This window comes from Sphingobium indicum B90A, from assembly GCF_000264945.2.
GTDB classification, from domain to species: domain Bacteria; phylum Pseudomonadota; class Alphaproteobacteria; order Sphingomonadales; family Sphingomonadaceae; genus Sphingobium; species Sphingobium indicum.
Genome location: NZ_CP013070.1, coordinates 1,986,629 through 2,009,323, shown reverse-complemented (window position 1 = coordinate 2,009,323; position 22,695 = coordinate 1,986,629). Strand labels below are relative to the sequence as shown.

At 66.3% G+C, this 22,695-nt stretch carries 25 protein-coding genes; 13 read left to right on the top strand and 12 right to left on the bottom strand.

Features of this window, described 5'->3' with window-relative positions; all coding sequences use genetic code 11:
• The first annotated feature begins 86 nt into the window (after window positions 1–86).
• From SIDU_RS09800 to SIDU_RS09780, 5 genes are all read left to right on the top strand, one after another.
• A complete protein-coding gene (locus SIDU_RS09800) occupies window positions 87–677 on the top strand; it encodes an anthranilate synthase component II (RefSeq protein WP_007687732.1) in 591 nt (196 codons plus the stop codon).
• Between the two features lie 109 nt (window positions 678–786).
• Window positions 787–1,779: an anthranilate phosphoribosyltransferase gene (gene trpD / locus SIDU_RS09795; protein WP_013039328.1), complete on the top strand. Its 993-nt coding sequence runs from the start codon at window positions 787–789 to the stop codon at window positions 1,777–1,779.
• Complete coding sequence (gene trpC, locus SIDU_RS09790; protein WP_007687736.1) at window positions 1,776–2,567, top strand: indole-3-glycerol phosphate synthase TrpC; 792 nt, start codon at window positions 1,776–1,778, stop codon at window positions 2,565–2,567. Before trpD ends, trpC begins: the two co-directional genes overlap by 4 nt.
• Window positions 2,564–3,049 carry a cyclic pyranopterin monophosphate synthase MoaC gene (gene moaC, locus SIDU_RS09785; protein WP_007687738.1) on the top strand — a complete coding sequence of 162 codons (486 nt, stop codon included), beginning with the start codon at window positions 2,564–2,566 and terminating at the stop codon, window positions 3,047–3,049. Before trpC ends, moaC begins: the two co-directional genes overlap by 4 nt.
• On the top strand, window positions 3,046–4,227 hold the full coding sequence (locus SIDU_RS09780; protein WP_007687740.1) for a molybdopterin molybdotransferase MoeA: 1,182 nt from the start codon (window positions 3,046–3,048) through the stop codon (window positions 4,225–4,227). Before moaC ends, SIDU_RS09780 begins: the two co-directional genes overlap by 4 nt.
• 89 nt (window positions 4,228–4,316) lie before the next feature.
• Here SIDU_RS09780 and SIDU_RS19800 read toward each other — a convergent pair whose 3' ends face one another.
• The gene (locus SIDU_RS19800) at window positions 4,317–4,475 is read right to left on the bottom strand and encodes a hypothetical protein (protein ID WP_007687742.1); all 159 of its coding nucleotides are present in this window, start codon (window positions 4,473–4,475) and stop codon (window positions 4,317–4,319) included.
• Window positions 4,476–4,628: 153 nt separating this feature from the next.
• Between SIDU_RS19800 and lexA the strand changes: the two genes are divergently transcribed.
• Complete coding sequence (gene lexA / locus SIDU_RS09775) at window positions 4,629–5,315, top strand: transcriptional repressor LexA (protein ID WP_007687744.1); 687 nt, start codon at window positions 4,629–4,631, stop codon at window positions 5,313–5,315.
• Here the strand turns inward: lexA and SIDU_RS09770 are convergent.
• On the bottom strand, window positions 5,306–7,411 hold the full coding sequence (locus tag SIDU_RS09770) for a ComEC/Rec2 family competence protein (RefSeq protein ID WP_007687745.1): 2,106 nt from the start codon (window positions 7,409–7,411) through the stop codon (window positions 5,306–5,308). The two genes, lexA and SIDU_RS09770, sit on opposite strands and share 10 nt — an antisense overlap.
• Window positions 7,412–7,498: 87 nt before the next feature.
• Here SIDU_RS09770 and gltX point away from each other — a divergent pair, with 87 nt between their 5' ends.
• The 5 genes from gltX (at window position 7,499) to SIDU_RS09745 (ending at window position 12,934) form a co-directional block, all read left to right on the top strand.
• The gene (gene gltX / locus SIDU_RS09765) at window positions 7,499–8,953 is read left to right on the top strand and encodes a glutamate--tRNA ligase (protein WP_051924125.1); all 1,455 of its coding nucleotides are present in this window, start codon (window positions 7,499–7,501) and stop codon (window positions 8,951–8,953) included.
• A 17-nt stretch (window positions 8,954–8,970) separates the two neighbouring features.
• Window positions 8,971–10,257, top strand: a complete 1,287-nt coding sequence (locus tag SIDU_RS09760) for a citrate synthase (RefSeq protein ID WP_007687747.1) — start codon at window positions 8,971–8,973, stop codon at window positions 10,255–10,257.
• A gap of 210 nt (window positions 10,258–10,467) precedes the next feature.
• Complete coding sequence (recF, locus tag SIDU_RS09755) at window positions 10,468–11,538, top strand: DNA replication/repair protein RecF (RefSeq protein WP_007687748.1); 1,071 nt, start codon at window positions 10,468–10,470, stop codon at window positions 11,536–11,538.
• Between the two features lie 107 nt (window positions 11,539–11,645).
• The gene (locus tag SIDU_RS09750) at window positions 11,646–12,176 is read left to right on the top strand and encodes a CHAP domain-containing protein (protein WP_007687749.1); all 531 of its coding nucleotides are present in this window, start codon (window positions 11,646–11,648) and stop codon (window positions 12,174–12,176) included.
• 86 nt (window positions 12,177–12,262) lie between these two features.
• A complete protein-coding gene (locus SIDU_RS09745) occupies window positions 12,263–12,934 on the top strand; it encodes a CHAP domain-containing protein (RefSeq protein WP_007687750.1) in 672 nt (223 codons plus the stop codon).
• 62 nt (window positions 12,935–12,996) lie between these two features.
• Here SIDU_RS09745 and SIDU_RS09740 read toward each other — a convergent pair whose 3' ends face one another.
• From SIDU_RS09740 to SIDU_RS09710, 7 genes are all read right to left on the bottom strand, one after another.
• The gene (locus SIDU_RS09740; protein WP_007687751.1) at window positions 12,997–13,272 is read right to left on the bottom strand and encodes a DUF3297 family protein; all 276 of its coding nucleotides are present in this window, start codon (window positions 13,270–13,272) and stop codon (window positions 12,997–12,999) included.
• Between the two features lie 62 nt (window positions 13,273–13,334).
• A complete protein-coding gene (locus SIDU_RS09735) occupies window positions 13,335–14,162 on the bottom strand; it encodes a S1 family peptidase (protein ID WP_007687753.1) in 828 nt (275 codons plus the stop codon).
• 3 nt (window positions 14,163–14,165) lie between these two features.
• Window positions 14,166–14,588, bottom strand: coding sequence for a DUF350 domain-containing protein (locus SIDU_RS09730; RefSeq protein WP_007687754.1), 423 nt, complete (start codon window positions 14,586–14,588; stop codon window positions 14,166–14,168).
• Window positions 14,589–14,705: 117 nt separating this feature from the next.
• On the bottom strand, window positions 14,706–15,032 hold the full coding sequence (locus SIDU_RS09725; protein ID WP_073507134.1) for a hypothetical protein: 327 nt from the start codon (window positions 15,030–15,032) through the stop codon (window positions 14,706–14,708).
• Window positions 15,033–15,142: 110 nt separating this feature from the next.
• Window positions 15,143–16,384 (bottom strand): SAM-dependent methyltransferase, encoded by a 1,242-nt coding sequence (locus SIDU_RS09720; RefSeq protein WP_007687761.1) that lies wholly within the window; start codon window positions 16,382–16,384, stop codon window positions 15,143–15,145.
• Between the two features lie 31 nt (window positions 16,385–16,415).
• Window positions 16,416–17,162: a molybdopterin-dependent oxidoreductase gene (locus tag SIDU_RS09715; protein WP_025161056.1), complete on the bottom strand. Its 747-nt coding sequence runs from the start codon at window positions 17,160–17,162 to the stop codon at window positions 16,416–16,418.
• Between the two features lie 2 nt (window positions 17,163–17,164).
• Entirely contained in the window at window positions 17,165–17,881 is a 717-nt protein-coding gene (locus tag SIDU_RS09710) for a cytochrome b/b6 domain-containing protein (protein ID WP_007687763.1), read from the bottom strand.
• Window positions 17,882–18,291: 410 nt separating this feature from the next.
• On the opposite strand from SIDU_RS09710, the gene SIDU_RS09705 reads away from it, so the two are divergent.
• Entirely contained in the window at window positions 18,292–18,807 is a 516-nt protein-coding gene (locus tag SIDU_RS09705) for a porin family protein (RefSeq protein ID WP_007687764.1), read from the top strand.
• 150 nt (window positions 18,808–18,957) lie between these two features.
• On the opposite strand, the gene SIDU_RS09700 is transcribed toward SIDU_RS09705, so the two are convergent.
• The 3 genes from SIDU_RS09700 to SIDU_RS09690 all read right to left on the bottom strand — a co-directional run bounded on the left by SIDU_RS09700 (window position 18,958) and on the right by SIDU_RS09690 (window position 21,383).
• Window positions 18,958–19,383 carry a hypothetical protein gene (locus SIDU_RS09700; protein ID WP_007687765.1) on the bottom strand — a complete coding sequence of 142 codons (426 nt, stop codon included), beginning with the start codon at window positions 19,381–19,383 and terminating at the stop codon, window positions 18,958–18,960.
• Between the two features lie 87 nt (window positions 19,384–19,470).
• The gene (gene rlmN / locus SIDU_RS09695; protein WP_007687766.1) at window positions 19,471–20,730 is read right to left on the bottom strand and encodes a 23S rRNA (adenine(2503)-C(2))-methyltransferase RlmN; all 1,260 of its coding nucleotides are present in this window, start codon (window positions 20,728–20,730) and stop codon (window positions 19,471–19,473) included.
• 164 nt (window positions 20,731–20,894) lie between these two features.
• Window positions 20,895–21,383, bottom strand: a complete 489-nt coding sequence (locus SIDU_RS09690) for a hypothetical protein (protein WP_007687767.1) — start codon at window positions 21,381–21,383, stop codon at window positions 20,895–20,897.
• A gap of 177 nt (window positions 21,384–21,560) precedes the next feature.
• Between SIDU_RS09690 and dnaN the strand changes: the two genes are divergently transcribed.
• The gene (gene dnaN / locus SIDU_RS09685) at window positions 21,561–22,673 is read left to right on the top strand and encodes a DNA polymerase III subunit beta (protein WP_007687769.1); all 1,113 of its coding nucleotides are present in this window, start codon (window positions 21,561–21,563) and stop codon (window positions 22,671–22,673) included.
• The last annotated feature ends 22 nt before the right edge of the window (window positions 22,674–22,695 follow it).

The window sequence follows — 22,695 nt, the reverse complement described above, 5'->3', positions numbered from 1 at the left end:
CCCCAATGCCCGCAAGGCCTCAGCGCGCCGCGCTCGACGCGATCCCGGCCCTTTCCCCGACCGCGATCCTTCGCTAAAGCCGCCCGATGATCCTCGTCATCGACAATTATGACAGCTTCACCTGGAACCTCGTCCATTATCTCATGGAACTGGGCGCGCAGGTGGACGTCGTCCGCAACGACGCCATCTCCGCCGGGCAGGCGCTCTCCACCGGCGCGCAGGCTTTCCTGCTGTCTCCCGGCCCGTGCACCCCCAATGAGGCGGGGGTCAGCCTCGATCTGGTCGCCGCCTGCGCCGATGCGGGCGCGCCGCTGCTGGGCGTATGCCTGGGCCATCAGTCGATCGGCCAGCATTTCGGCGGCAGGGTGGTGCGCGGCGGCCTGATGCACGGCAAGACCTCCCCCGTCACCCATGACGGCAGCGGCCTGTTCCAGGGGCTGCCTTCGCCCTTCACCGCCACCCGCTATCATTCGCTGATCGTGGAGGAGATTCCCGAAACGCTGATCGTCAACGCCACCAGCGAGGACGGCTCCGTCATGGGTTTCCGGCATCGCGACCTGCCGATCCATTCGGTTCAGTTCCACCCGGAAAGCATCGCCACCGAACATGGCCATGACATGCTGGCGAACTTCATGCGGATCGCGGGCATTCCGGTTCGGGAACGCGTGACGGGCTGAACCGCTTTCCTTTTCGGCCTCGCCAGCGGTCCTCATACCTCCAAGGCCGCAGCGACTTTCGCGCATCCCATCTCGACTCCGGCGCCGTCCCATGATTAAGGCAGCGACGATGACCCGCCTGCCCGATCCAACCCTGCCCCTCGACGCGCAACAGGCCGCAACGGCCTTCGACCTGCTGTTCGATGCCGACCTGCCGGAAGAGGAGATCGCCGGCTTCCTCGTCGCCATGGCCCGACGGGGCGAGACGGCGACGGAGATCGCCGCCGCCGCCCGCGCCATGCGCCATCGCATGATCCCGGTCACGGCTCCGGCGGGCACGATCGATGTCTGCGGCACGGGCGGGGACGGGCACCATACGCTCAATGTCTCGACCGCCGTGTCGCTGGTGGTCGCGGCCGCGGGCGTTCCGGTGGCCAAGCACGGCAATCGCGCCGCCTCCTCCAAGGCCGGCGCCGCCGACACGCTGGAAGCGCTCGGCCTGGACCTGGACCGCGCCGCCGCGACAGCCGAAGCGACGCTGGCCGATCTCGGCATCTGCTTCCTGTTCGCGCAGAACCATCATCCCGCGCTCAGGCGGCTCGGCCCCATTCGCCGGGCGATAGGGGAACGCACCATCTTCAACCTGATGGGGCCGCTCGCCAATCCGGCCGGGGTGCGCCGCCAACTGGTCGGCATCGCCCGCCCGGACTATGTCCCCATCTATGCGGAGGCGCTGGCGGAACTGGGCGTCGACCATGCGATGATCGTTTCGGGCGACGAAGGGCTGGACGAACTGTCGCTGGCCGGCGGCAACGCGCTGGCGGAGGTGAAAGGCGGCGGCCTGGTCGCGATGCGTCGCCTGACTGCCGCTGAACTCGGCCTTTCCACCCATCCGGTCGAGGCCATCAGGGGCGGCGACCCCGCCCATAACGCCGCCGCCCTGCGCGCCCTGTTGCAGGGCGAAACCGGGCCCTATCGTGACGCGGTGCTGCTGAACGCCGCCGCCGCCCTCGTCGTCGCGGACGCCGTGTCCGATTTCCGCGAGGGCGTGGAGGAAGCCGCCGAAACCATCGACCGGGGCCTTGCCAACGCGTTGCTCAATTGCTGGATAGCTTTCAAATGACCAACAAGCTGATCGAAATCTGCGACGTGAAGCGGGATGAGGTCGCCCGGCGCAAGGCCGCCACGCCCATATCCTCGCTCCACGCCCGCGCCGCCGCACAGACGCCGCCGCGCGGCTTCCGCAAGGCGCTGGACGATGCCGCCCGCTCCGGCTTCGGCCTGATCGCGGAGGTCAAGAAGGCCAGCCCGTCCAAGGGCCTGATCCGCCCCGATTTCGATCCGCCCGCCCATGCCCGCGCCTATGCGGCGGGGGGCGCGGCCTGCCTGTCGGTTCTGACCGACGAACCCTATTTCCAGGGGCATGACGATTATCTGGTCGCCGCCCGGTCCGCCTGCGCCCTGCCGGTGCTGCGCAAGGATTTCATGGTCGATCCCTGGCAGGTGCTGGAAAGCCGGTCGTTCGGCGCCGACGCGATCCTGATCATCGTCGCCGCGCTGGACGACAACCAGATGGCGGAGATAGAGGACGCCGCCCTTGGCCTGGGCATGGATGCGCTGGTCGAAGTGCATGACGCGCAGGAACTGGAGCGGGCGATGAAGCTGCGTTCCCGCCTGATCGGCGTCAACAATCGCGACCTGCGCGACTTCACCGTCGATTTCGCCCGCACCTACGAACTGGTGGGGCAGGCGCCGGAGGGCTGCACCTTCGTCGCGGAAAGCGGCATCGGCGGCCATGACGACCTGATCGCCATGTCTGACCATGGCGTGCACTGCTTCCTGGTCGGGGAAACGCTGATGAGGCAGGCGGACGTCGAAGCCGCCACGCGCAAGCTGCTCACGGGCCGATGAGCAAGCTCACCCATCTGGACGAGGAGGGATCGGCCCATATGGTCGACGTCTCCGCCAAGGCGATGACGACGCGCAAGGCCGTTGCGGGCGGGCGCATCAGCATGACCCCCGAAGCCGCGGCGGCGATCGCGCAGGGATTGGTGAAGAAGGGCGACGTGCTGGCCGTAGCCCGCGTGGCCGGCATCATGGCGGCGAAGAGGACTGCCGACCTCATCCCGCTCTGCCACCCGATCCCGCTCAGCTCCGTCAGCATCGACCTCAATCTGGACGGCAGCGGCGTGTCCGTGACGGCGACCGCGAAGACGGCCGGCCAGACCGGCGTGGAGATGGAGGCGCTGACCGCCGCGTCGGTCGCGTTGCTGACGGTCTATGACATGGCCAAGGCGCTGGACAAGGGCATGGTGATCGGCGAGGTGCGCCTGCTGGCCAAGAGCGGCGGCAAGTCCGGCGACTGGACGGCCGGAGACGGACCGGCATCATGAGCCTGCTTCCGGTCGCGGAGGCGCAAAGCCGCCTGATGGCGCTGGCGACGCCGCTGCCGGCGGAGCATGTGGCCGTTCCCGCCTGCGCTGGACGCTGGCTGACGGAGGATGTCGTCGCGCTGCGCGACCAGCCCTGGGCCGACCTTTCCGCCATGGACGGCTATGCCGTTCGCGCCGCCGAATGGCCGGGGCCGTGGCAGGTCGCTGCCGAAAGCGCGGCCGGCGGGCCGCCGCCGCCGCTGCTCGAACCCGGCCAGGCCTGCCGCATCTTCACCGGCGCGCCCTTGCCCCAGGGCGCGGACAGCATCCTGATCCAGGAAAACGCCGCGCGCCAAGGCGATGTGCTGCGCGGATTGGACGAGGCGCTGGCGACCGGCCGCCATGTCCGCCCGGCCGGTTCCGATTTCCGCAAGGGCGGCCTTTTGCTGAAGGCCGGCGGCGCGCTTGGCCCCGCGCAGATCGCGCTGGCCGTGCTTGGCGGCCATGCTGCGTTGCCCGTCTCGCGCCGGGCGCGGGTCGCGCTGCTCTCCACCGGCAACGAACTCGTGCCGCCCGGCATGCCGACGCAGCCGGGCCAGCTTCCCTCATCCAACGCGCCCATGCTGGCGGCAATGCTCTCCGGCCTCTCCTGCGACATCGTCGACCTGGGCATCGTGCCCGACGATCTGCCGGGCACGGTCCGGGCCTTCGTCCGCGCCGGCGAAGCCGACATCATTCTTTCGACCGGCGGCGCGTCGGTGGGCGATCACGACTTCGTCCGCCCGGCCTTCGTCCAGGCGGGCGGCTCGCTCGATTTCTGGAAGATCCGCATGCGGCCTGGCAAGCCGCTGATGGCGGGGACATTGGGTTCCGCCGTCTTCCTGGGCCTGCCCGGCAATCCGGTGTCCGCCTTCGTGACGGCGACCCTGTTCCTGCTTCCGCTTGTCCGCCATATGATGGGCGCGGCGTCGCCCCTGCCGCGCACCGCGCCCGCAACGCTCGCCGCCCCGCTGCCCGCCACGGGGGAACGGGACGATTATCTACGCGCCTTCCGCACCGAAGCCGGCATTGTTTCCGTGACGTCGCAGGACAGCGCCGCCACCGCCGCACTGGCCATGGCGGACTGCCTTATCCTGCGCCCCGCCGGTTCGGCCCCGGCAGCCGCCGGCGATCCCGTCACGGTCCTCCCCCTCGCATAAGGAAAGGGGCCGCCCAGGCGACCCCCTTCCCGTGCAGTCCTGATGGATGGCGGCGACAATCGGCCGCGCCGGAACGCCGCCTTACCCGTTCAGCGCTGCTGCTTGCCGGGCGACTTGTCCTGACGGCGCTCGTCGCCCATCTGGCCTTGCCGGTTTTCCTGCTGCTGCTGGCGTCCACCCTGGCGGGAGCGGTCGCCGCCCTGCTGGTCGCGACGTTGATCGCCGCCCTGATTGTTCTGGTTGGCCATGTTTCTCTCCTATTCACCTTCATCGGGGAAGGCAGGCTTTAAACGGCCCGTGGCCTCCCGCGTTCCCGTAAACGCGGCCAACGGTTAGGCGCTTGACTTGCCCCGTTCCGTTTCCTATGCGTTCTCCATCCGTTCCAAGGAGGGCAAGGCGAGATGTTGACACCCAAGCAACAGGAATTGCTGAGCTTCATTCAGACCCGGCTGGAGGAGGGGGGCGTGTCTCCCTCTTTCGAGGAGATGAAGGAAGCGCTGGACCTGCGGTCCAAATCCGGCATCCACCGCCTGATCAACGCGCTGGAGGAGCGAGGCTTCATCCGCCGGCTGCCCAATCGCGCCCGCGCCCTGGAGGTGCTCAAGCTGCCCGACGCCATGCATCGCGCGCCCAAGCTGGTCGTGCCGGCCAAGGCGCCGCTGACGAGCGGTCCGGCGTTGAGCCAGCCGCCGGTCGCCGCCAACGACATATTGGAGATTCCGCTGCATGGCCGCATCGCGGCCGGCGTGCCGATCGAGGCGCTGGAGGGGCAGAACATGCTTTCAGTCCCCGCCGCGCTGCTGGGCACCGGAGATCATTATGCGTTGGAGGTGGCTGGGGATTCGATGGTCGAGGCAGGCATACTCGACGGCGATTTCGCGCTGATCCAACGCACCGACGTTGCGCGGGAGGGGCAGATCGTCGTCGCGCTGATCGACGAAAATGAAGCGACGCTCAAATATTTCCGGCGGGAAGGGCCGAAGGTTCGGCTCGATCCCGCAAACAGCGCCTATGAGCCGCAAATCTACGATCCGCGGCAGGTCCGCATCCAGGGCAAGCTGGCCGGGTTGCTGCGCCGCTATAACTGACCGCCCCTGTATCCGCGCGGCCGACCGGAGGGTCGCGCGATCCACGGGTGCTCGTCATTCCATGCCTTCGCGCCGCGCATGGCGCCATGGTCCAGATCGATGGCCAGGCCGCCCGTCCGGGCGAGGAACCGTCGATCCGCCTTCAGCCAGCGGGGGCGACAGGCGCCCGGCAGGCGACGGTCGCTGACGACGATGTCCGCATGGGCGCAGTCCCGCGCCAGTACCGCATTGTCGATCTTCACGCTGCTCCGCGTCAGCAGCAGGTTCCAGTACCGGCGTCCACCTCTCAGGCGAACGGCGCAGAGATCGGGAGAACAGCGCGCCTGGGGCAGCGTCGTCAATGCCTGCAAGGTGCCGTCATGACCCGCGCTTTCCACCATGACGTCGCGGGCATATCCGCCAGCGCGGGCGCGCAGCATCGCCATGCCGCCATCGGCGGTGCGCAGCGCGACATGGCGGCCATCGCCGCTGATCAATATGGCGGGCATCGGGCTGGCCAGGATCATCGTCATGCCCGCGGACACCGGCATCAGGCCCGCCCAGCGCCACCCGCTTCGCCATAGCAGGCACCAGAGCATTCCCATCAGGATCAGGCCGAACACCGTGCCCGATTGGGCAGGGGCCAGCACCACCGCCCAGGGGCTGGACGCCACGCCATGAGCGACCAGCAACAGCAGGTCGAGTGCCCGCGCCGTGAGCCACCAGAAGGGCGCGCCCCATCCGCCCAGGTCGAACAGCAAGGCCATCGCCTCCAGCGGCATGACGACCAGGGTGGTGAGCGGTATCGCCACCAGATTGGCGACCGATCCCAGCATTCCCGCCTTGTGGAAATGGAACAGCGCAATCGGCGCCAGCACCAGTTCCACGGCCAGCCCCGTCGCCAGCATGCCCGCCAGATTGCGCCCGATCCGGCGCCACATCCCCTCGTCACGCGCAGCCACGAAGGTACGGAAGGCCGGATGCTCGCCCAGCGACACCAGGGCGATCACCGCCGCGAAGCTCATCTGGAAACTCGGCCCTACCAAGGCTTCGGGCCAGAGAACCAGCACCACCAGCGCCCCTGCCGCCACCAGCCTGAGGGTGATCGCGTCGCGCCCCATCGCCATCCCGCCCAGCACCAGCAAGGCAGCGATGCAGGAGCGCACGGTCGGCACTTCGGCCCCGGTCAGCAACGTATAGCCGATGCCCGCCAGTGCTCCTCCGCCCGCGGCGACCAGCATCAGCGGCCGGTCGAGCGCCGCCCGTCGGCTGAGCGCCATCATCCGCATCAGCAGGAAGATCACCGCAGCGATCAGGGCCGTCACATGCAGGCCGCTGATCGACAGCAGGTGCGCAAGGCCGCTGCGCCGCATCGCCTCAGCATCCGCTTGCGCGATCGCGCCCTGATCGCCCGTGGCCAGGGCAGCGGCGATGCCGGCGCCCTTGCCCGGAACGCGCTCCAGAACATGCTCGAACAGGCGCGCCCTCAATCGGGGGGCGGCCGTGGCGGGCCGCAGGACCGCGACCGGCGGCAGCGCGCGCCCGGTCGCGCCGATGCCCTCGAAATAGGCGCGGCGCGCAAAATCGTAGCCGCCCGGCAGGCTGGGCGGCGCGGGCGGCATCAACCTTGTGCGGAAAGCGATAATGGCGCCCTCTCCGACCCCCGCCGGCATCGACGCATCGTCAAGATTGACGCGCACCAGCGAGGGCAGGGCGGGCATGCCGATCGGCCGGACCAGCACGCGACTCATGCGTTGCGCGGGCAGCCTTTCGACCGACCGGACCTCTCCCTTCAGCGCGACGAAGGTGGGGCGGGCAAGGGGCGGCGATCCCAGCATCATCGATTTCCCCCAGACCAGCAGACATCCCGCGCAGGCCAGAAGTCCCCCGGCGATGATCGCCCGGCGCATCCGCCCGCCTGGCGGCAAGAGCAGCGCGCCGCAGGCCGCCGCCAGCATCGCGCAACAAAAGGCCAGCCATTCCAGGCGATTAGGAAGAACGAACCAGGCCGCTATGCCGATCGCCAGCGCGACCGGAACCCATAAGGGCAGGCGTTCGCGCTCCTCCTCCAGCCAAAGCTCCAGCCCGCGCCCAATCCGCGCCGCTTTCCCCCGCACAGAAGTGACAACGGAGGTTTGTCGTGGCTCGAAAGCCATGCTAGGGGGCGTCGCGATCATGGATGTGTCGGGTGGCTAATCGGGCGAATGTCAGGGAATGAAGCGGTGAGTGCTACAGGTTCGAACAAGCAGGTAGTAACCCGTTTTGCGCCGTCGCCCACTGGTTTTCTTCACATCGGCGGGGCGCGCACCGCGCTTTTCAACTGGCTGTTCGCGCGCCATCATGGCGGCAGGTTCCTGCTGCGGATCGAGGATACCGACCGGGCCCGCTCCACGGAAGAGGCGGTCGCCGCCATATTCGACGGGCTGGAATGGCTGGGCCTGGGCGGCGACGAGCCGGCGGTCTTCCAGTTCGAGCGGACGCCGCGCCATGCCGAGGTGGCGAACCAGTTGCTCGCGGGCGGCCATGCCTATCGCTGCTATGCGACGCCGGAGGAACTGGCGGAACTGCGCGAACAGCAGCGCGCCGCCAAGCAGCCTATGCGCTATGACGGGCGCTGGCGCGACCGCGATCCGTCGGAGGCTCCCGAAGGCGCGCCCTTCGTCATCCGCCTGAAGGCGCCGCGCGAGGGCGAGACGGTGATCGAGGACGCCGTGCAGGGGCGCGTCGTCGTGCAGAATGCGGAACTGGACGACATGATCCTGCTGCGTTCCGACGGCACGCCCACCTATATGCTGGCCGTGGTGGTCGACGATCATGACATGGGCGTCACGCATGTCATTCGCGGCGACGACCATCTCAACAACGCCTTCCGCCAACTAGGCATCATAAGGGCGATGGGTTGGGAAGAACCCGTCTATGCCCATATCCCGCTGATCCACGGGTCCGACGGGGCCAAGCTGTCGAAGCGGCACGGCGCGCTGGGCGTGGACGCCTATCGCGACGAAATGGGCATGCTGCCCGAAGCGGTGCTCAACTATCTGCTGCGCCTGGGCTGGGGCCATGGCGATGAGGAGATCATCTCCCGCGAACGGGCCGTGGAACTGTTCGACATTGCAGGCGTCGGCCGTTCGCCCTCGCGCTTCGACATCAAGAAGCTGGAAAATTTGAACGGCCATTATCTGCGCGAAGCCGACGATGCTCGACTGGCGGCATTGGTCGCGCCAAGGGTCGCGGCCCGGCTGGGCATCGCCTTGCCTGAGGGCGGGCAGGAACTGCTGGCCGCAGCCATGCCGTCGCTCAAGCCCCGCGCCAGGACGCTTAATGAAATTGCCGAGGGCGCGGAATTCCTGTTCAAAAATTGCCCGCTCGATTTTGACGAGAAGGCCCTGGCTCTGCTAGACGACTCCGCGCGCGCGCTGCTGGGGAAGACGGCCGACGCTCTTGCACCCGTCCAGTCCTGGACGGTCGAAGCGATCGAGGAAGCGATACGCCGCGTGGCGGAGGATGCCGGCCTCGGGCTTGGAAAGGTCGCGCAGCCTTTGCGCGCGGCGTTGACCGGTCGCACGGTTTCGCCGGGAATTTTCGACGTCCTTTTCCTTCTGGGGAAGGCGGAGAGCTTGGAACGATTGTCCGCTGTGAGGCACGCATCGGGCAATTGAAGTATCAGGAGAACACCATGTCGGATAACAATGCCATTTTGAGCGTCGGGGGCGACGCGAAAGACTATGCCATTCTGAACGGCACGGTCGGCCCGCAGGTCATCGACGTCCGCAAGCTCTACGCCAACACCGGCATGTTCACCTACGATCCCGGCTTCACCTCTACCGCGAGCTGCGATTCGGGCCTGACCTATATCGACGGCGACAAGGGCATATTGCTGCACCGGGGCTATCCCATCGACCAGCTTGCCGAACAGTCCAGCTTCATGGAGGTCAGCTACCTGCTCCTCAACGGCGAACTGCCGTCGAAGAAGGAACTGGAGGATTTCACCCGCACCATCACGCGCCACACCATGGTGCATGAACAACTCACCACCTTCTATCGTGGTTTCCGCCGCGACGCGCACCCGATGGCGATCATGTGCGGCGTGGTCGGCGCGCTGTCGGCCTTCTACCATGATTCGACCGACATCAACGATCCGGAACAGCGCAAGATCGCCAGCCACCGCCTGATCGCGAAGATGCCGACGATCGCGGCGATGGCTTACAAATATTCGGTCGGCCAGCCCTTCGTCTATCCGCGCAACGACCTCAGCTACACCGCCAACTTCCTGAACATGACCTTCTCCGTCCCGGCGGAGGAATATGTCATCGATCCGGTCGTGGTCGACGCGATGGACAAGATCTTCACGCTGCATGCCGACCATGAGCAGAATGCGTCGACCTCCACTGTGCGCCTGGCCGGTTCGTCGGGCGCCAACCCCTTCGCCTGCATCGCGGCGGGCATCGCCTGCCTCTGGGGCCCGGCGCATGGCGGCGCGAACGAAGCGGCGCTCAACATGCTGCGCGAAATCGGCACCGTCGACCGCATTCCGGAATATATCGCCCGTGCCAAGAACAAGGACGATCCGTTCCGCCTGATGGGCTTTGGTCACCGCGTCTACAAGAATTACGACCCGCGCGCGACCGTCATGCAGAAGACCGCGAAGGACGTGCTGGAGAAGCTGGGCGTCAACGACCCGATCTTCGACGTGGCGAAGGAACTGGAGCAGATCGCGCTCAACGATCCTTATTTCATCGAGAAGAAGCTCTATCCGAACGTCGACTTCTATTCGGGCGTGATCCTGTCGGCCATCGGCTTCCCGACCGAGATGTTCACCGTGCTGTTCGCGCTCGCCCGCACCGTCGGCTGGGTCGCGCAGTGGAACGAGATGATCTCCGACCCCGCGCAGAAGATCGGTCGCCCGCGCCAGCTCTACACCGGCCCGGCGCAGCGCGACTATGTGCCGGTCGAAAAGCGCTGAACGGCGCTCAATGAGATAGGGAGGCGGCGCCCGTTTGAGGCGCCGTTTTTCGTTCTGGCGGGGATGGGCGTGGCTGAAGTTGGCCATCTCCCGGCATTCAGAATTCCCAGACGCTGCTCGTCCCGCCGCCTTCGCGGGACCATCGGCTGTTCACTCCATGCTTCTTACTCCACCCTTCCCCAAAGCCGCCGCACTGGTTAGAGCCGCCTCATGATCGGCCGTCTTACCTTGAGCGATTTCCGCAACCATGCGGATGCGCTGATCATGCCCGATCACAGCTTCATCGTGCTGACCGGCGATAATGGCGCGGGCAAGACCAACATATTGGAAGCCGTGTCGATGCTGGCGCCGGGACGCGGCCTGCGCGGAGCGGCCCTGCGCGACATGGCGCGCCAGGACGGCGCGGGCGGCTTCGGCATAGCGGCGGAGGTGGATGGAGTGATGCTGGGGACCGGCGTCCTCGCCTCCGCCCCCGACCGGCGACAGGTGCGGATCGGCGGCGTCGCCTCCTCCGCCAACGCGCTGGCGGATCATCTGTCCATTGTCTGGCTCACCCCCGCCATGGACCGGCTGTTCACGGACAGCCCCGGCGGGCGACGGCGTTTCCTGGACCGGCTGACGCTGGCGCTTCACCCCGGCCATGCCACGCACAGCGCCCGCTATGAGGCGGCGATGCGGGCGCGCAACCGGCTGCTGAACGATCTGTCCGCCGCCGATCCTTCCTGGCTGAGCGCGCTGGAAACGCAGATGGACGAGCATGGCGCGGCCCTTGCCGCTGCCCGCCTCGATCTGGTGGGCCGCTTGCAGGCCGCGCTGGAGGACCAGCCCGACCATCCCTTCGCCCGTCCGCTGCTGGCGATAGAGGGGGAAGGGGAGGGCGAGGAACCCCTGGGGTTCCGCCTGTCCCGCGAGCGCCGCCGCGACGCCGCCGCCGGGCGCACCTTGTCCGGCCCGCACCGGCAGGATCTGGCCGTCGTCCACGCCGCCAAGGCGCAGCCTGCCGCGCTTTGCTCGACAGGCGAGCAGAAGGCCTTGCTGCTCTCCATCCTGCTCGCCCATGCGGCGCTGGTTTCGGCCCATCGCGGCCAGCCGCCGGTGCTGTTGCTCGACGAAGTGGCGGCGCATCTCGATCCGTCGCGGCGGGCCGCGCTGTTCGACCGGCTGCGCGAAACCGGCGGCCAGGTCTGGATGACGGGAACGGAACCAGGACTTTTCAACGACTTGCCCCTGGCTAGCCGGTTCGGCGTAACGGCCGGCCAGGTCTTTCGTTCCGCAGATTGACGCGCTGCAACAACGACTCGTCGCTGGTTGCTTTTCATCCCGTCCGGCGTCTGCCCTAAAGCGTCTCACGGGGTTAAGTCGTTCCAATAATCGGGGGTCGCATTCCTATGATCGGTGGTTTTCGCGCTATTGTCGCAGCGGCAACGCTTGCACTCGGCGCCCTGATCACGACCCCGGCCGCCGCCGGCGTCCTGCAATGCGTGCCCTTCGCCCGGCAGGTTTCCGGCATCGAGCTTTACGGCAACGCCAATAGCTGGTGGAGCCAGGCCGAGGGCCGCTATGAGCGCGGCCATGAACCCCGCGTCGGCGCCGTCCTTGCCTTCTCTGCCAGCCGTTCCATGCCGGTCGGCCATGTCGCCATGGTCAGCAAGGTGGTCAGCGAGCGCGAGGTGCTGCTGACCCATGCCAACTGGTCCTATCGCGGCGGCATAGAGCGCAACGTCCGCGCCATCGACGTGTCCCCGAACAATGACTGGACCGACGTGCGCGTCTGGTATGGCCCGATCGGCGACCTGGGCCTTCGCCCGAACCCGGCCAAGGGCTTCATCTACGCGCACAAGGCGGGCGAGGCTCCGGTGCAGATCGCCATGGCGGATCGCGCGACCGCGGGCGCCGAGGCCGCCCGTGGTGCTTTCTGACATTTTAACCATTTCCTAAGGGCTGCCGCCTAGTTTCCTTGGCGGTGGGGCGATTCTGAGACTTTTGGGGTCGCATGAAAGTGGGAATGATGCGCTGGGCAGCCTTGCTGCTGGCGGGCTTGGCGACGACGCCCGTGCTGGGCGCGACCGTGCTGCAATGCGTGCCCTATGCGCGCACCGTGTCCGGCGTCCGGATCTATGGCGACGCGCTGACCTGGTGGGACCAGGCGGAAAATCATTATAAGCGCGGCCATGCGCCCCGCAGGGGCGCGGTGCTGGCCTTCCGTCCCGTCGGCCCGATGGTGCTGGGCCATGTCGCAGTGGTCAGCAGGGTGCTGGACGACCGGCGCGTGCTGATCCGGCATGCCAACTGGTCGGCGCCCGGCGCGATCGAGGAGGATGTGCTGGCAGTCGACGTGTCCGAGGAAGGCGACTGGAGCGCGGTGCGCGTCTGGCACAGCCCGACCAACCAGATGGGCGCGCGCAGCAACCCGACCTTCGGCTTCATCTATCCCGACAAGCCGCAATTGCGCGAGTTCCGGCCAGACCCGGCGCTGGGCGTCAGCACGCGCTTCGCCAGCATGACCGTCGTCAAGGATGATCCGGAGGAGGAGGCCGCCTCACCGCGCCGGGCCGCCGCCGCGCCGCCGCGCCTGGCGCTCGACCTGCGCGCCATCGGTTATGCCGATGCGACGCCTTCGGCCCGTTCGCTGCGCGACATCATCGCGGACGTGAAGCGGGACTCCGCCCTTCGTTGAAGCATCCCGGTGTTCCTGCGAAGGCTGGAACCCGGTTCCTTTTCAGGCAGCGCAGGCGAAAATCATTCCGCCTTGTCCGCCGCTTCCTCCGCGCCCTCGGCAGGATTCTCGAACCAGGCCTCGACCGGCCCGGACAGCTTGATCGTCAGCGGCTGGCCGTGACGGTCGCGGGTCTTGCCCGCCGCCACGCGAATCCAGCCTTCGGAGATGCAATATTCCTCGACATCGTTGCGGACGCGGTCCTTGAAGCGGATGCCGATGCCCCGCTGGAGCACGTCCATGTCGAAAAAGGGACTCTTCGGGTTGGTGGAAAGGCGGTCGGGGGGCGTATCGCTCATGATGGTCCAAATCCTGTCAATCTGGGCGCGGCCTAGCCTCCAGGCCCACCTGCCGTCAACCGTTACGGTCCATCGTCGACATCGCAGAAGATGCGCCGGATAACCCCCTGCGCCAGCCAGGACTGGAAACGGGCATGTGCATCGGCCAGATCCAGGAAGGGGTAGGCGACCGGCCGTTCCCCCGCCGCCCGGCTGGCGACGACCAGCCGCATCATGGCATCGGGGGCCGTGGTCAATATGCGCCCGCGCCGGTCGGTTGCGGCGCTGTTGACGCCGACGACATGGCCATCCTCGGCAAAGACCGGCCCGCCGCTGATGCCCGACAAAGTGCCGTCGCCCATCGGAATGCGCGCATGTTCGGCCCAGGCGAGCACGGGCTGCGTATCCTGCCCAGCGCCACGTCGGGCGCGGGCGGCGCCGATCAGTTCCGATATGACCAGCGTCGGTTGTCCGCCCGGAAAGCCCATATGATAGCCGACCGATCCGGGCGGCGGCATGCGGTCCGACAGCGGCAGCGCGTGGTCGCTCGCCACGCCGCCGCGCACCAGCGCCGCATCGGCCTCCCGGCTTTCGACCAGGCGCGACACGGGACGGGCGAAGCCGCCCTGCTCTATGCCGACCCGCGCGCAGCCATGGGTGACATGCTCGGCGGTCAGCCAGGCGCCGTCCCGGTCGATGGCGAAGGTCGTGCCCATGCTGTCGGCGGGGGCCTCCGTCCGTTCCTCGATGACGAAGCTCTCATCGCTCCATTGCGGCATCGGCCGGCGCGGCGAGCGCGGGTCGAACGCCTCGACATGCAGCGGCGTAGGCTTGGTGACCTCGCTGATCCACAGCAGGGCGAGGATGATGCCGAGCAGGCCGGGCAGACAGCCGAAGCGTCGGCCCGCCATGGCTCAACCCGCGACCGCGCCGGCGGTGAGGCAGGCTATGGCGACCTTCATCATGGCGAGGAAGATGGCGGCGGACCGTTCGTCCGCCTCGATCCGGGTCGGCAGCGCGCCGAGCAGGAAATCGACCGCGCGAAAGGCGATGAGTTGCAGGATCAGCGTCACGCTGCCCCAGATCATGATGTCCCAGACATTGACTGATCCCGCCAGGCAGAAACCCAACGGCACGGCCAGCCCGATCGCAGCCCCGCCCAGCGAGATCGCCGCGGCCCCGTTGCCCGCCCGGATCAGCGCGAATTCGTCATGCGGGGTGATCCACATGTAAAGCGCCAGCGCCGCCAGCCAGGCCAGCGTTGCGGAGGCGAGGTGCAGCAGGAAGATGGGCAGGCCGGACAGCAGGCTCTGGATGACGGGCATGGGATCGGTCATCCCGTCAAAATGCCGCAAGCGCTTGCCGGGCGCAATCGCGATAGACGACGGAATGGGCGGGCCTTTCCAATCCTCCCCATCGGCGGATGGGGAGGGATTTCATGGCAGAAGGTCAGGTCAATTGCACACCCGCACCTTCACGCGCCGGTCGCGATAATGATTGTAGCGCCATTCGGTCCAGCAACGCTGGCGATAATGCCCGCGCCAGGACCGCCGGTCGCCGCGCCAATAGCGGCGGTCGTCATGCCGCCAGTCGCGCCGCCCGTCCCAGCGCCTGTCGTCCCAGCGCCTGTCGTCCCAACGCCTGTCGTCCCAACGATCGCCGCGATACCCGTCGCGATAGCCATAGCCGCCATAATATTGCGCCTGTGCAGGGGCCGCGCTCGCCCCCATGGCGGTGATCGCCAGGCCCAGGGCGGCAGCGCCCTTCCACAAGATGTTCATGTCCGTTTCTCCTCAGCATGCACGCCCGTCGCCGGGGTCATGAAGGAAAGATGCTCCGGCCTTACTGAACCGTCCGGGAACGGCGTCGTCAGCCAATGTTCATGGATGGATCAGCGGCCCCGAAGGGCGCTTTCCGCCTCCAGCATATAGTCGCGGGTGATCGGCAGGCTGCGGCGGTCGCGAACATATTGGACCTGGTAATTCACCATGCCGCCATGTTCGAACACGGTGGCCGCGCCCGCCAGATAGAAGGTCCATAAGCGGAAGAATCGTTCGTCGTACAGGGCGATGATGTCCGCCTTGTGCGCCAGCGTCCGCTTGTACCATTGGCGGATGGTGAGGCCGTAATGGATGCGCAGCACCTCTACATCCGTGACCATCAGGCGCGTGCCCTCGCTGCCCTGGATCATTTCCGACAAGGCGGGGATATAGCCGCCGGGGAAGATATATTTCCGGGTGAAGGCGTCCGTGATGCCCGGCCCGTCGACCCGGCCGATGGTGTGGACCAGCATCACCCCGTCCGGCGTCAGCAATTCGCGGCACTTGTTGTAGAAGGTGCGGTAATCCCCGGTCCCGACATGTTCGAACATGCCGACCGAAACGATGCGGTCGAAGGGGCCGTCGATGTCGCGATAGTCGATCAGTTCGAAGCGCACATGGTCGGCCACGCCCGCATCCTGCGCCCGCTGCCGCGCGACCTTGAGCTGCTCCTCCGACAGGGTGATGCCGGTCACGTCCACGCCGCAGGTGCGGTGCAGGTACAGCGCCATGCCGCCCCAGCCGCAGCCTATGTCCAGCACCTTCATGCCCGGTTTCAGGTGCAGCTTGGCGGCGATATGCGCCTTCTTGTCCTCCTGCGCCTGTTCCAGGCTGATCCCCGCCTCATTGTCCGCATCGGGGAAATAGGCGCAGCTATATTGCCGGTCCCGGTCGAGGAAGAGGGCGTATAGCGCGCCCGACAGGTCGTAATGATGCGCCACATTGGCCTTTGCCCGCGCCCGGTGATTGGCGGCCCACAGCTTGCGCCGGACGGCCTTGAACCCGCGCTTTATGGCGCCAAGGTCGCTGATCGACTTGCCCGTCTCCCACGCATTGTTCATGCGGATGAGGGAGATCAGTTCCATGATCCCGCCGCCCTCTATGGCGACGCGCCCGTCGATGAACGCCTCCGCCATGCCCAGGCGCGGATCCTTGACGATGTCGAACGGCACCCGCGCGTCGTGGAATTTCAGCGCCAGCGACGGAAAGCCCGGCTCAGGGGTTCCAACCGTGATCTTCCTGCCGTCATGATAATAGATGCTGAGCTGGCCCCGCGTGACCAGCCGCTTGATGACGCGATCAAACAATTTCATGGGGCTACCCTGTCAGGTCATCCGGTCGGCGTCAAATGCCCGCATACCAGTCATAACCGGCCCGGTCCTCCCAATAGCCGCCCTTGCCGCCGCCTATGCCCTCCAGGCTTGCGACCGCCTCGATCTTCATCAGATATTTCGCCTGCTTGTAGCCCAGTTGCCGTTCCACCCGCAGCCGGAGCGGCGCGCCGTTCGCCACGCGCAGGGGTTCGTCGTTCAGCGCGAAGGCCAGGATGGTCTGCGGGTGGAACGCGTCCACCAGGTCGATGCTTTCATAATAGCCGCGCCCGCCGCCCATATCGTCGGCGCAGTGGAAGACGATGTACCGCGCCCCGTCCCGCAGCCGCGCCGCGTCGAGGATAGGCTTCAGCGGCACGCCGCGCCATTTGCCGATGGCGCTCCACCCCTCGACGCAGTCGTGGCGCGTGATCTGCTCGCGATGGGGAAGGGCGTGGAGCTGCGCTAGGGAGAGGGAAAGCGGCTGTCCCACCAGCCCCGACACGTGCAGCCGCCAGTCGGCAAAGCCGTTGCGCCACAGCGCCTTATATTCGGGCGTGTTTGGATTGGCCGTGCCGTTGGGGCGGAAGAAGGGGGAGATCTGGTCGGGCCGGAATTCCCGCGCCAGCGCGTCGCGGGCCATCAGGCCGCGCTGCGCCCATTTGTGGAAATTCTCGGCGGAAAACAGCGCGTCCCGTACCGCCTCGTTCTTCGCCAGCCGGTCGCATCCCGCCAGCGTCGCGGCGGCCCCCAGCACCAGGGAGCGGCGGCTGAGGATCAGGCTCAACGCCGCGCCTCCGGCACGCGATAGCGCCCGCTGATCATCGAGCGGATTTCGTTCAAGGGTCCGGCGAGCAGCACCATCAGCATATGCACCAGGAAAAAGGCCGCCAGCGCGAAGGCCGCGATGAAATGGATCGAGCGCGCCGACTGGCGGCCGCCGAACAGGTCGACCAGCCAGGGCCAGGCCGCGTTCATGCCCGGCGACATGGCAAGGCCCGTCAGGATCATGAGCGGCAGCGCGACGAAGATCACGGCGATATAGCTGGCCTTTTGCAGCACATTATAGCGCAGCGCCGCTTCCCCCGCGGGAAAGCGCAGCCGGGCATGATCGCGGATGTCCTGCCACACATGGCGCGGCGCCAGTTCCCCGCGCCGGAAGGCAAGGTCGCGCCCCAGATGCCCGCCGAACAGGCTCCAGAGCATGTAGAAAAGCAGCGCGAAGGCGAAGATCGGCGCGGCGCTCAGGTGCCAGTGCCGCGACATCGCCAGGTCATAATGCGCGGGCAGGGTGATCCAGCTTCCGAACCGCTCCAGCCCCAGCCAGGCATGGTCGTAATTCGCCCCATATTGCCCCCAATAGAGCCGGGGATGCGCGTTGAAGATGCCCAGCCCGCTGGTGAACAGCACATAGAGCAGCAGCGCGTTCAGCCAATGCCACAGCCGCACCGGCAGCCGGTGGCGCAGCACCGTTTTCCGCTGGGGCAGGGCGCGTTCCATGGGCCATGGATACCCTTTTGGGCCGACAGCGTCAAAAGGATGGAGATGCTGTGCGCATGAAGCTTTTTTCATGATTTCGTTCATATGGGAGCCAGCTTGCAGGTCCATAAGCGCGTCGAAGCGCCCATGGGAACGGAAAGGGGAGGCGCCCCATTTTCATGCAAAGTCAGACTGTTGCGAAAAAGCATCATGCGTTCGTAAAGTTCATATCCAACTTGCAACAATAACAATCAGGTTACATATGCGCGTCGTCAGCGACACCAATCGCTGCATGCAGGACGGGAGGATAGACCGAATAGAATCGGCATTCCAAATGGCGATGAAATAAATAACGCAACGCTATCCCGTAAAAAGAGAACAAACGCCTGTCCTGTTCCTGGACTGTGCGTTTCTGATGACATGAGGACTTTATGAAGACTGTGATTTTCGCAGCCCTTGCTGCTGCCGCCGTTTCCGCTCCCGCTTTCGCCCAGGACGCTGCGCCCTTCACCGGCCCGCGCGCCGGCGTGACGCTGGGTTATGACAAGTTCGACGGTAACGACGGCTTCGCTTACGGCGCCAGCACCGGTTATGACATTGCGATCACGCCCAACGTAACCTTTGGTCCGGAAGTGGCATTCAGCGACTCCACCACCAGCCTGGGCGCCGGCGTGGAAGTTAGCCGCGATCTCTCCGCTTCGGTGCGTCTTGGCTATATCCTCAATCCGAAGGTGCTGGCCTTCGGCAAGGTGGGCTATGCCAATACCCGCGTTGAAGCGTCGAACAGCAACTCGGGTGGATCGTTCGAAGGCGTGCGCTATGGTGGCGGCCTGGAATTTGCTGTGACTGGCAACACTTACATCTCGGCTGAATATCAGCGCAGCGAGTATGAAGACGGCATTGGCGGCCGCGACGCTGGCGTCGTCGGCATCGGTTTCCGTTTCTAATCCCCTCTCGGATGGAACAGGGAAAGGGCGGCCCGGCTGGGGCCGCCCTTTTTCCATGCCCTGCTTCCGTCGTCTCGATGATCGGTAGCGCTTCCTGTTCCTGCGAAGGCAGGAACCCAGTCCTGCCGCTCATGTTGAATTCTTCGCTACCTAATCCCAGGGTAGCGCCCTCAAATCCGGTTCCACCCAAGCGCGCCGCGCCTCCACCGACATCAGCCGCTCCCGCGACCAGTAGGCGAACAGCCAATCCTTGTCGGCCATCGGAGATTCCATCAGCGCCGCAAAGGCCTCCGCTGGCGAAGCCCCGCCCGGCAACCCCGCCAGCACCGCCCGCGCCGCCATCAGCGAAGCCAGGGTGATCGTCTCATGATAGCCGGACGTGTCGCTGTTCACCCCGCCGACGCTCTCATTATAGGCGGCGATCATTCCCGCCATGTCGCGCTCCGGCACGATGTCCGGCCGCCGCAGCATCAGCCACAGCGCCGTCGAGAAATGCGCCCGGTGCGTCCATTCCTCCTTGGGCAGCGTCCCCGCGCAAAAGCCCGTCGCAATCCGCTCAATCTCATCGTCCGTCATTCCGTTCGCCCCCAAAAAAGAAAAACCCCGCCGTTCCGGGCGGGGTTTCCATCTCACGCCACATAGGCGCGCCTATTCGACCCCGCTCTATCCCAGCGCCGCTTGCTTCTCCGCCGCCAGCCGGTCCAGTTCCGCCCGGCTCTTCTTCTCGCTGGCCGACTTCAACTGCCCGCAGGCCGCCATGATGTCCCGCCCGCGGGGCGTGCGCACCGGCGCGCTGATCCCGCCCTCGAACACGATGTCGGAAAAGCGCCTGATCCGCTCCGGCGTCGAACATTCATAGTCCGTGCCAGGCCAGGGATTGAACGGGATCAGATTGACCTTGGCGGGCAGCTTATACTGGCGCAGCAGCCGCACCAGTTCCCGCGCATCCGCGTCGCTGTCATTCTTGTCCTTGATCATCACATATTCGAATGTGATGCGCCGCGCATTGTTCGCGCCCGGATAGTCGGCGCAGGCCTGCAACAGATCCTCGATGCCGTATTTCTTGTTCAGCGGCACCAGTTCGTCGCGCACATCCTTGGTCACGGCATGCAGCGAAACCGCGAGATTGACGCCAATCTCTGCCCCTGCCCGCGCCATCATCGGCACCACGCCGGAGGTCGACAGGGTGATCCGCCGCTTCGACAGGGCCAGCCCGTCGCCGTCCATCACCACCTTCAACGCATCGCGCACATGGTCGAAATTATAGAGCGGCTCGCCCATGCCCATCATCACGATGTTGGTCAGCATCCGCCCGTCGGTGCTGTACTGGGATGCGTCGTCCGCCTCATCGTCATTGGCCGACGCCATGCTCCCCTTGGGCCACTCGCCCAGCGCATCCCGCGCCAGCATCACCTGCCCGACGATCTCGCCCGGCGTCAGGTTGCGCACCAGCCGCATCGTGCCGGTATGGCAGAAACGGCAGTTGAGCGTGCACCCGACCTGGCTGGAGACGCAGAGCGTTCCCCGGTCCGCGTCCGGGATGAACACCATCTCATAATCCTGCCCGTCGTCGGACCGCAGCAGCCATTTGCGCGTGCCGTCGCTCGACACCTGCGCCTCGACCACTTCGGGCCGCCCCACGACGAAGCGTTCCGCCATCCAGCCGCGCATCGGCTTGGCAAGGTCGGTCATGGCGTCGAAATCGGTCTCGCCGCGATGATAGAGCCAGTGGAACAACTGTTTCGAGCGCAGCTTCGCCTGCTTGACGTCCAGCCCGGCCTCTTCCAGCGCGCCCCCGATTTGCGGCCGCGACAGCCCCATCAGGTCGACGCGCCCGTCTTCGCGAGGCGTCACGGCGCGGGGCACCGGCACAGGATCGATAGCGCCGGGAATCGGCATCAGGGGATTGGCGACTGACTGCATGCCCGCGCCCTTAGCGGATTTCGGGGGATTTTGGAAGGGCGGCGCTAAACCTCCCCCGTTCGCCCTGAGCCTGTCGAAGGGCTTTACTTCCTCTTCACCTTCAACGCTCGAAAGAAAGTAAAACCCTTCGGCAAGCTCAGGGCGAACGGGGAGGGGGGAAGGCCTTACCGAATCCTTGCACACCCCAAAGCCGCAGCATCGATCGCCGTAGCCGCCCCGCGCAACGCATAGGTATCCGCAAAACCCCGCCCCCGCGCATCCCGCGTCTGCACGCTCATGCTGGTCGCGGATCGCATCGCCGCGACGATCGCCGCGTCGGCCCGCATATCCGGCGCCCAGGCATCCACCTGCCCCGCCACCAGCGTGAACCGCCGATCCCCCACATTCAGGATCACCGCCGCGTCATTCGCCCGCATCCGGCTCAATCGGAAATGCACCTGCCCGCGCACCCTCTGGCGCGGCCAGCTTCCGACCGCCGCAAAGCCCTCCGACTTCGCGGCTACGGGCATGGCGATGGCATAGCAGCGCGGGCCGCCGCCGGATGGGGAAGGGGCCGGATCGCGAAACGCCCCCCACGCCTCGAACACGCCCAGCGAGTCCCGTGCCTGCGCGGCGCCGCCGACGGTCAGCAGGGAAAGAGCGAGGGGCCACAAAGCTTTCACTCCCCCGGCAAAGCGCAAGCCGTTCCTTTTTGCAACCCTCGCCGCAACAAAGCGCCACCCAGCGCTTGCAGGGGCCGCAACAGCGGCTATGAAGGATCATCCATCATTGTCGCCCGGATTCGACTGTCTCCGGGCTTTCGCAAGAAAAGAAACGGACAGAACAGGGACATGAAGGCCACCATCGAACGCGCAACGCTGCTCAAGAGCCTCAGCCACGTCCAGTCGGTGGTCGAGCGGCGCAACACGATTCCGATCCTGTCCAACGTGCTGATCGAAGCGTCCGCGGACGGCGCGATCAAGCTGATGGCGACCGACCTCGACCTCCAGATCGTCGAAAGCGTCTCCGCCCAGGTCGAACAGCCCGGTGCGACGACCATTTCGGCCCACACCCTGTTCGACATCGCCCGCAAGCTGCCCGAGGGGTCGCAGGTCTCGCTCCACGCGGCGGAGGGCAAGATGCTGATCCAGGCGGGCCGCGCCCGCTTCAACCTGTCGACCCTTCCCCGCGACGACTTCCCGGTGATCGCCGAAGGCGACCTGCCGACCAGCTTCGAACTGCCCGCCGAAACGCTCAAGCAGATCATCGACAAGACGCGCTTCGCCATCTCGACCGAAGAGACGCGCTATTATCTCAACGGCATTTATTTCCATGTGTCGGATGACGGCCAACCCGTTTTGAAGGCCGCCGCGACCGACGGCCACCGCCTCGCCCGCGTCACCGTGCCCCGTCCCGACGGCGCGGACGGCATGCCCGGCATCATCGTGCCCCGCAAGTGCATCGGCGAACTGCGCAAGCTGCTGGATGAGGTCGATGGATCGGTGCAGATCAGCCTGTCCGCCAGCAAGATCCGCTTCGGCCTGGGCAGCGCGATCCTGACCAGCAAGCTGATCGACGGCACCTTCCCCGATTACAGCCGCGTCATCCCGACCGCCAACGACAAGCTGCTCAAGATCGACCCGCGCAGCTTCGAGGAAGGCGTGGACCGCGTCGCCACCATCGCCACGGAAAAGACCCGCGCCGTCAAGATGACGCTGGACCGCGACAAGATCACCCTGTCCGTCACCAGCCCCGAAAACGGCACGGCGGCGGAGGAAGTCCCCGGCGCCTTCCAGGGCGAGGGTTTCGACATCGGCTTCAACGCCCGCTATCTGCTGGACATTCTTGGCCAGATCGACAGCGACCTGGTGGAACTGCACCTGGCCGACGCCGCCGCCCCGACCCTGATCCGCGAAGACGACCGCAGCCCGGCCCTCTATGTGCTGATGCCGATGCGCGTCTGAGGGGTTAAGCCGCTTCAAGACA

Excerpts from the sequence above, each read along its gene's own strand:
- SIDU_RS09800 (WP_007687732.1), top strand. The coding sequence starts at position 87 with ATGATCCTCGTCATCGACAATTATGACAGCTTCACCTGGAACCTCGTC.
- trpD (WP_013039328.1), top strand. The coding sequence starts at position 787 with ATGACCCGCCTGCCCGATCCAACCCTGCCCCTCGACGCGCAACAGGCC.
- trpC (WP_007687736.1), top strand. The coding sequence starts at position 1,776 with ATGACCAACAAGCTGATCGAAATCTGCGACGTGAAGCGGGATGAGGTC.
- moaC (WP_007687738.1), top strand. The coding sequence starts at position 2,564 with ATGAGCAAGCTCACCCATCTGGACGAGGAGGGATCGGCCCATATGGTC.
- SIDU_RS09780 (WP_007687740.1), top strand. The coding sequence starts at position 3,046 with ATGAGCCTGCTTCCGGTCGCGGAGGCGCAAAGCCGCCTGATGGCGCTG.
- SIDU_RS19800 (WP_007687742.1), bottom strand. The coding sequence starts at position 4,475 with ATGGCCAACCAGAACAATCAGGGCGGCGATCAACGTCGCGACCAGCAG.
- lexA (WP_007687744.1), top strand. The coding sequence starts at position 4,629 with ATGTTGACACCCAAGCAACAGGAATTGCTGAGCTTCATTCAGACCCGG.
- gltX (WP_051924125.1), top strand. The coding sequence starts at position 7,499 with ATGTCAGGGAATGAAGCGGTGAGTGCTACAGGTTCGAACAAGCAGGTA.
- SIDU_RS09760 (WP_007687747.1), top strand. The coding sequence starts at position 8,971 with ATGTCGGATAACAATGCCATTTTGAGCGTCGGGGGCGACGCGAAAGAC.
- recF (WP_007687748.1), top strand. The coding sequence starts at position 10,468 with ATGATCGGCCGTCTTACCTTGAGCGATTTCCGCAACCATGCGGATGCG.
- SIDU_RS09750 (WP_007687749.1), top strand. The coding sequence starts at position 11,646 with ATGATCGGTGGTTTTCGCGCTATTGTCGCAGCGGCAACGCTTGCACTC.
- SIDU_RS09745 (WP_007687750.1), top strand. The coding sequence starts at position 12,263 with ATGATGCGCTGGGCAGCCTTGCTGCTGGCGGGCTTGGCGACGACGCCC.
- SIDU_RS09740 (WP_007687751.1), bottom strand. The coding sequence starts at position 13,272 with ATGAGCGATACGCCCCCCGACCGCCTTTCCACCAACCCGAAGAGTCCC.
- SIDU_RS09735 (WP_007687753.1), bottom strand. The coding sequence starts at position 14,162 with ATGGCGGGCCGACGCTTCGGCTGTCTGCCCGGCCTGCTCGGCATCATC.
- SIDU_RS09730 (WP_007687754.1), bottom strand. The coding sequence starts at position 14,588 with ATGACCGATCCCATGCCCGTCATCCAGAGCCTGCTGTCCGGCCTGCCC.
- SIDU_RS09725 (WP_073507134.1), bottom strand. The coding sequence starts at position 15,032 with ATGAACATCTTGTGGAAGGGCGCTGCCGCCCTGGGCCTGGCGATCACC.
- SIDU_RS09720 (WP_007687761.1), bottom strand. The coding sequence starts at position 16,384 with ATGAAATTGTTTGATCGCGTCATCAAGCGGCTGGTCACGCGGGGCCAG.
- SIDU_RS09710 (WP_007687763.1), bottom strand. The coding sequence starts at position 17,881 with ATGGAACGCGCCCTGCCCCAGCGGAAAACGGTGCTGCGCCACCGGCTG.
- SIDU_RS09705 (WP_007687764.1), top strand. The coding sequence starts at position 18,292 with ATGAAGACTGTGATTTTCGCAGCCCTTGCTGCTGCCGCCGTTTCCGCT.
- SIDU_RS09700 (WP_007687765.1), bottom strand. The coding sequence starts at position 19,383 with ATGACGGACGATGAGATTGAGCGGATTGCGACGGGCTTTTGCGCGGGG.
- rlmN (WP_007687766.1), bottom strand. The coding sequence starts at position 20,730 with ATGCAGTCAGTCGCCAATCCCCTGATGCCGATTCCCGGCGCTATCGAT.
- dnaN (WP_007687769.1), top strand. The coding sequence starts at position 21,561 with ATGAAGGCCACCATCGAACGCGCAACGCTGCTCAAGAGCCTCAGCCAC.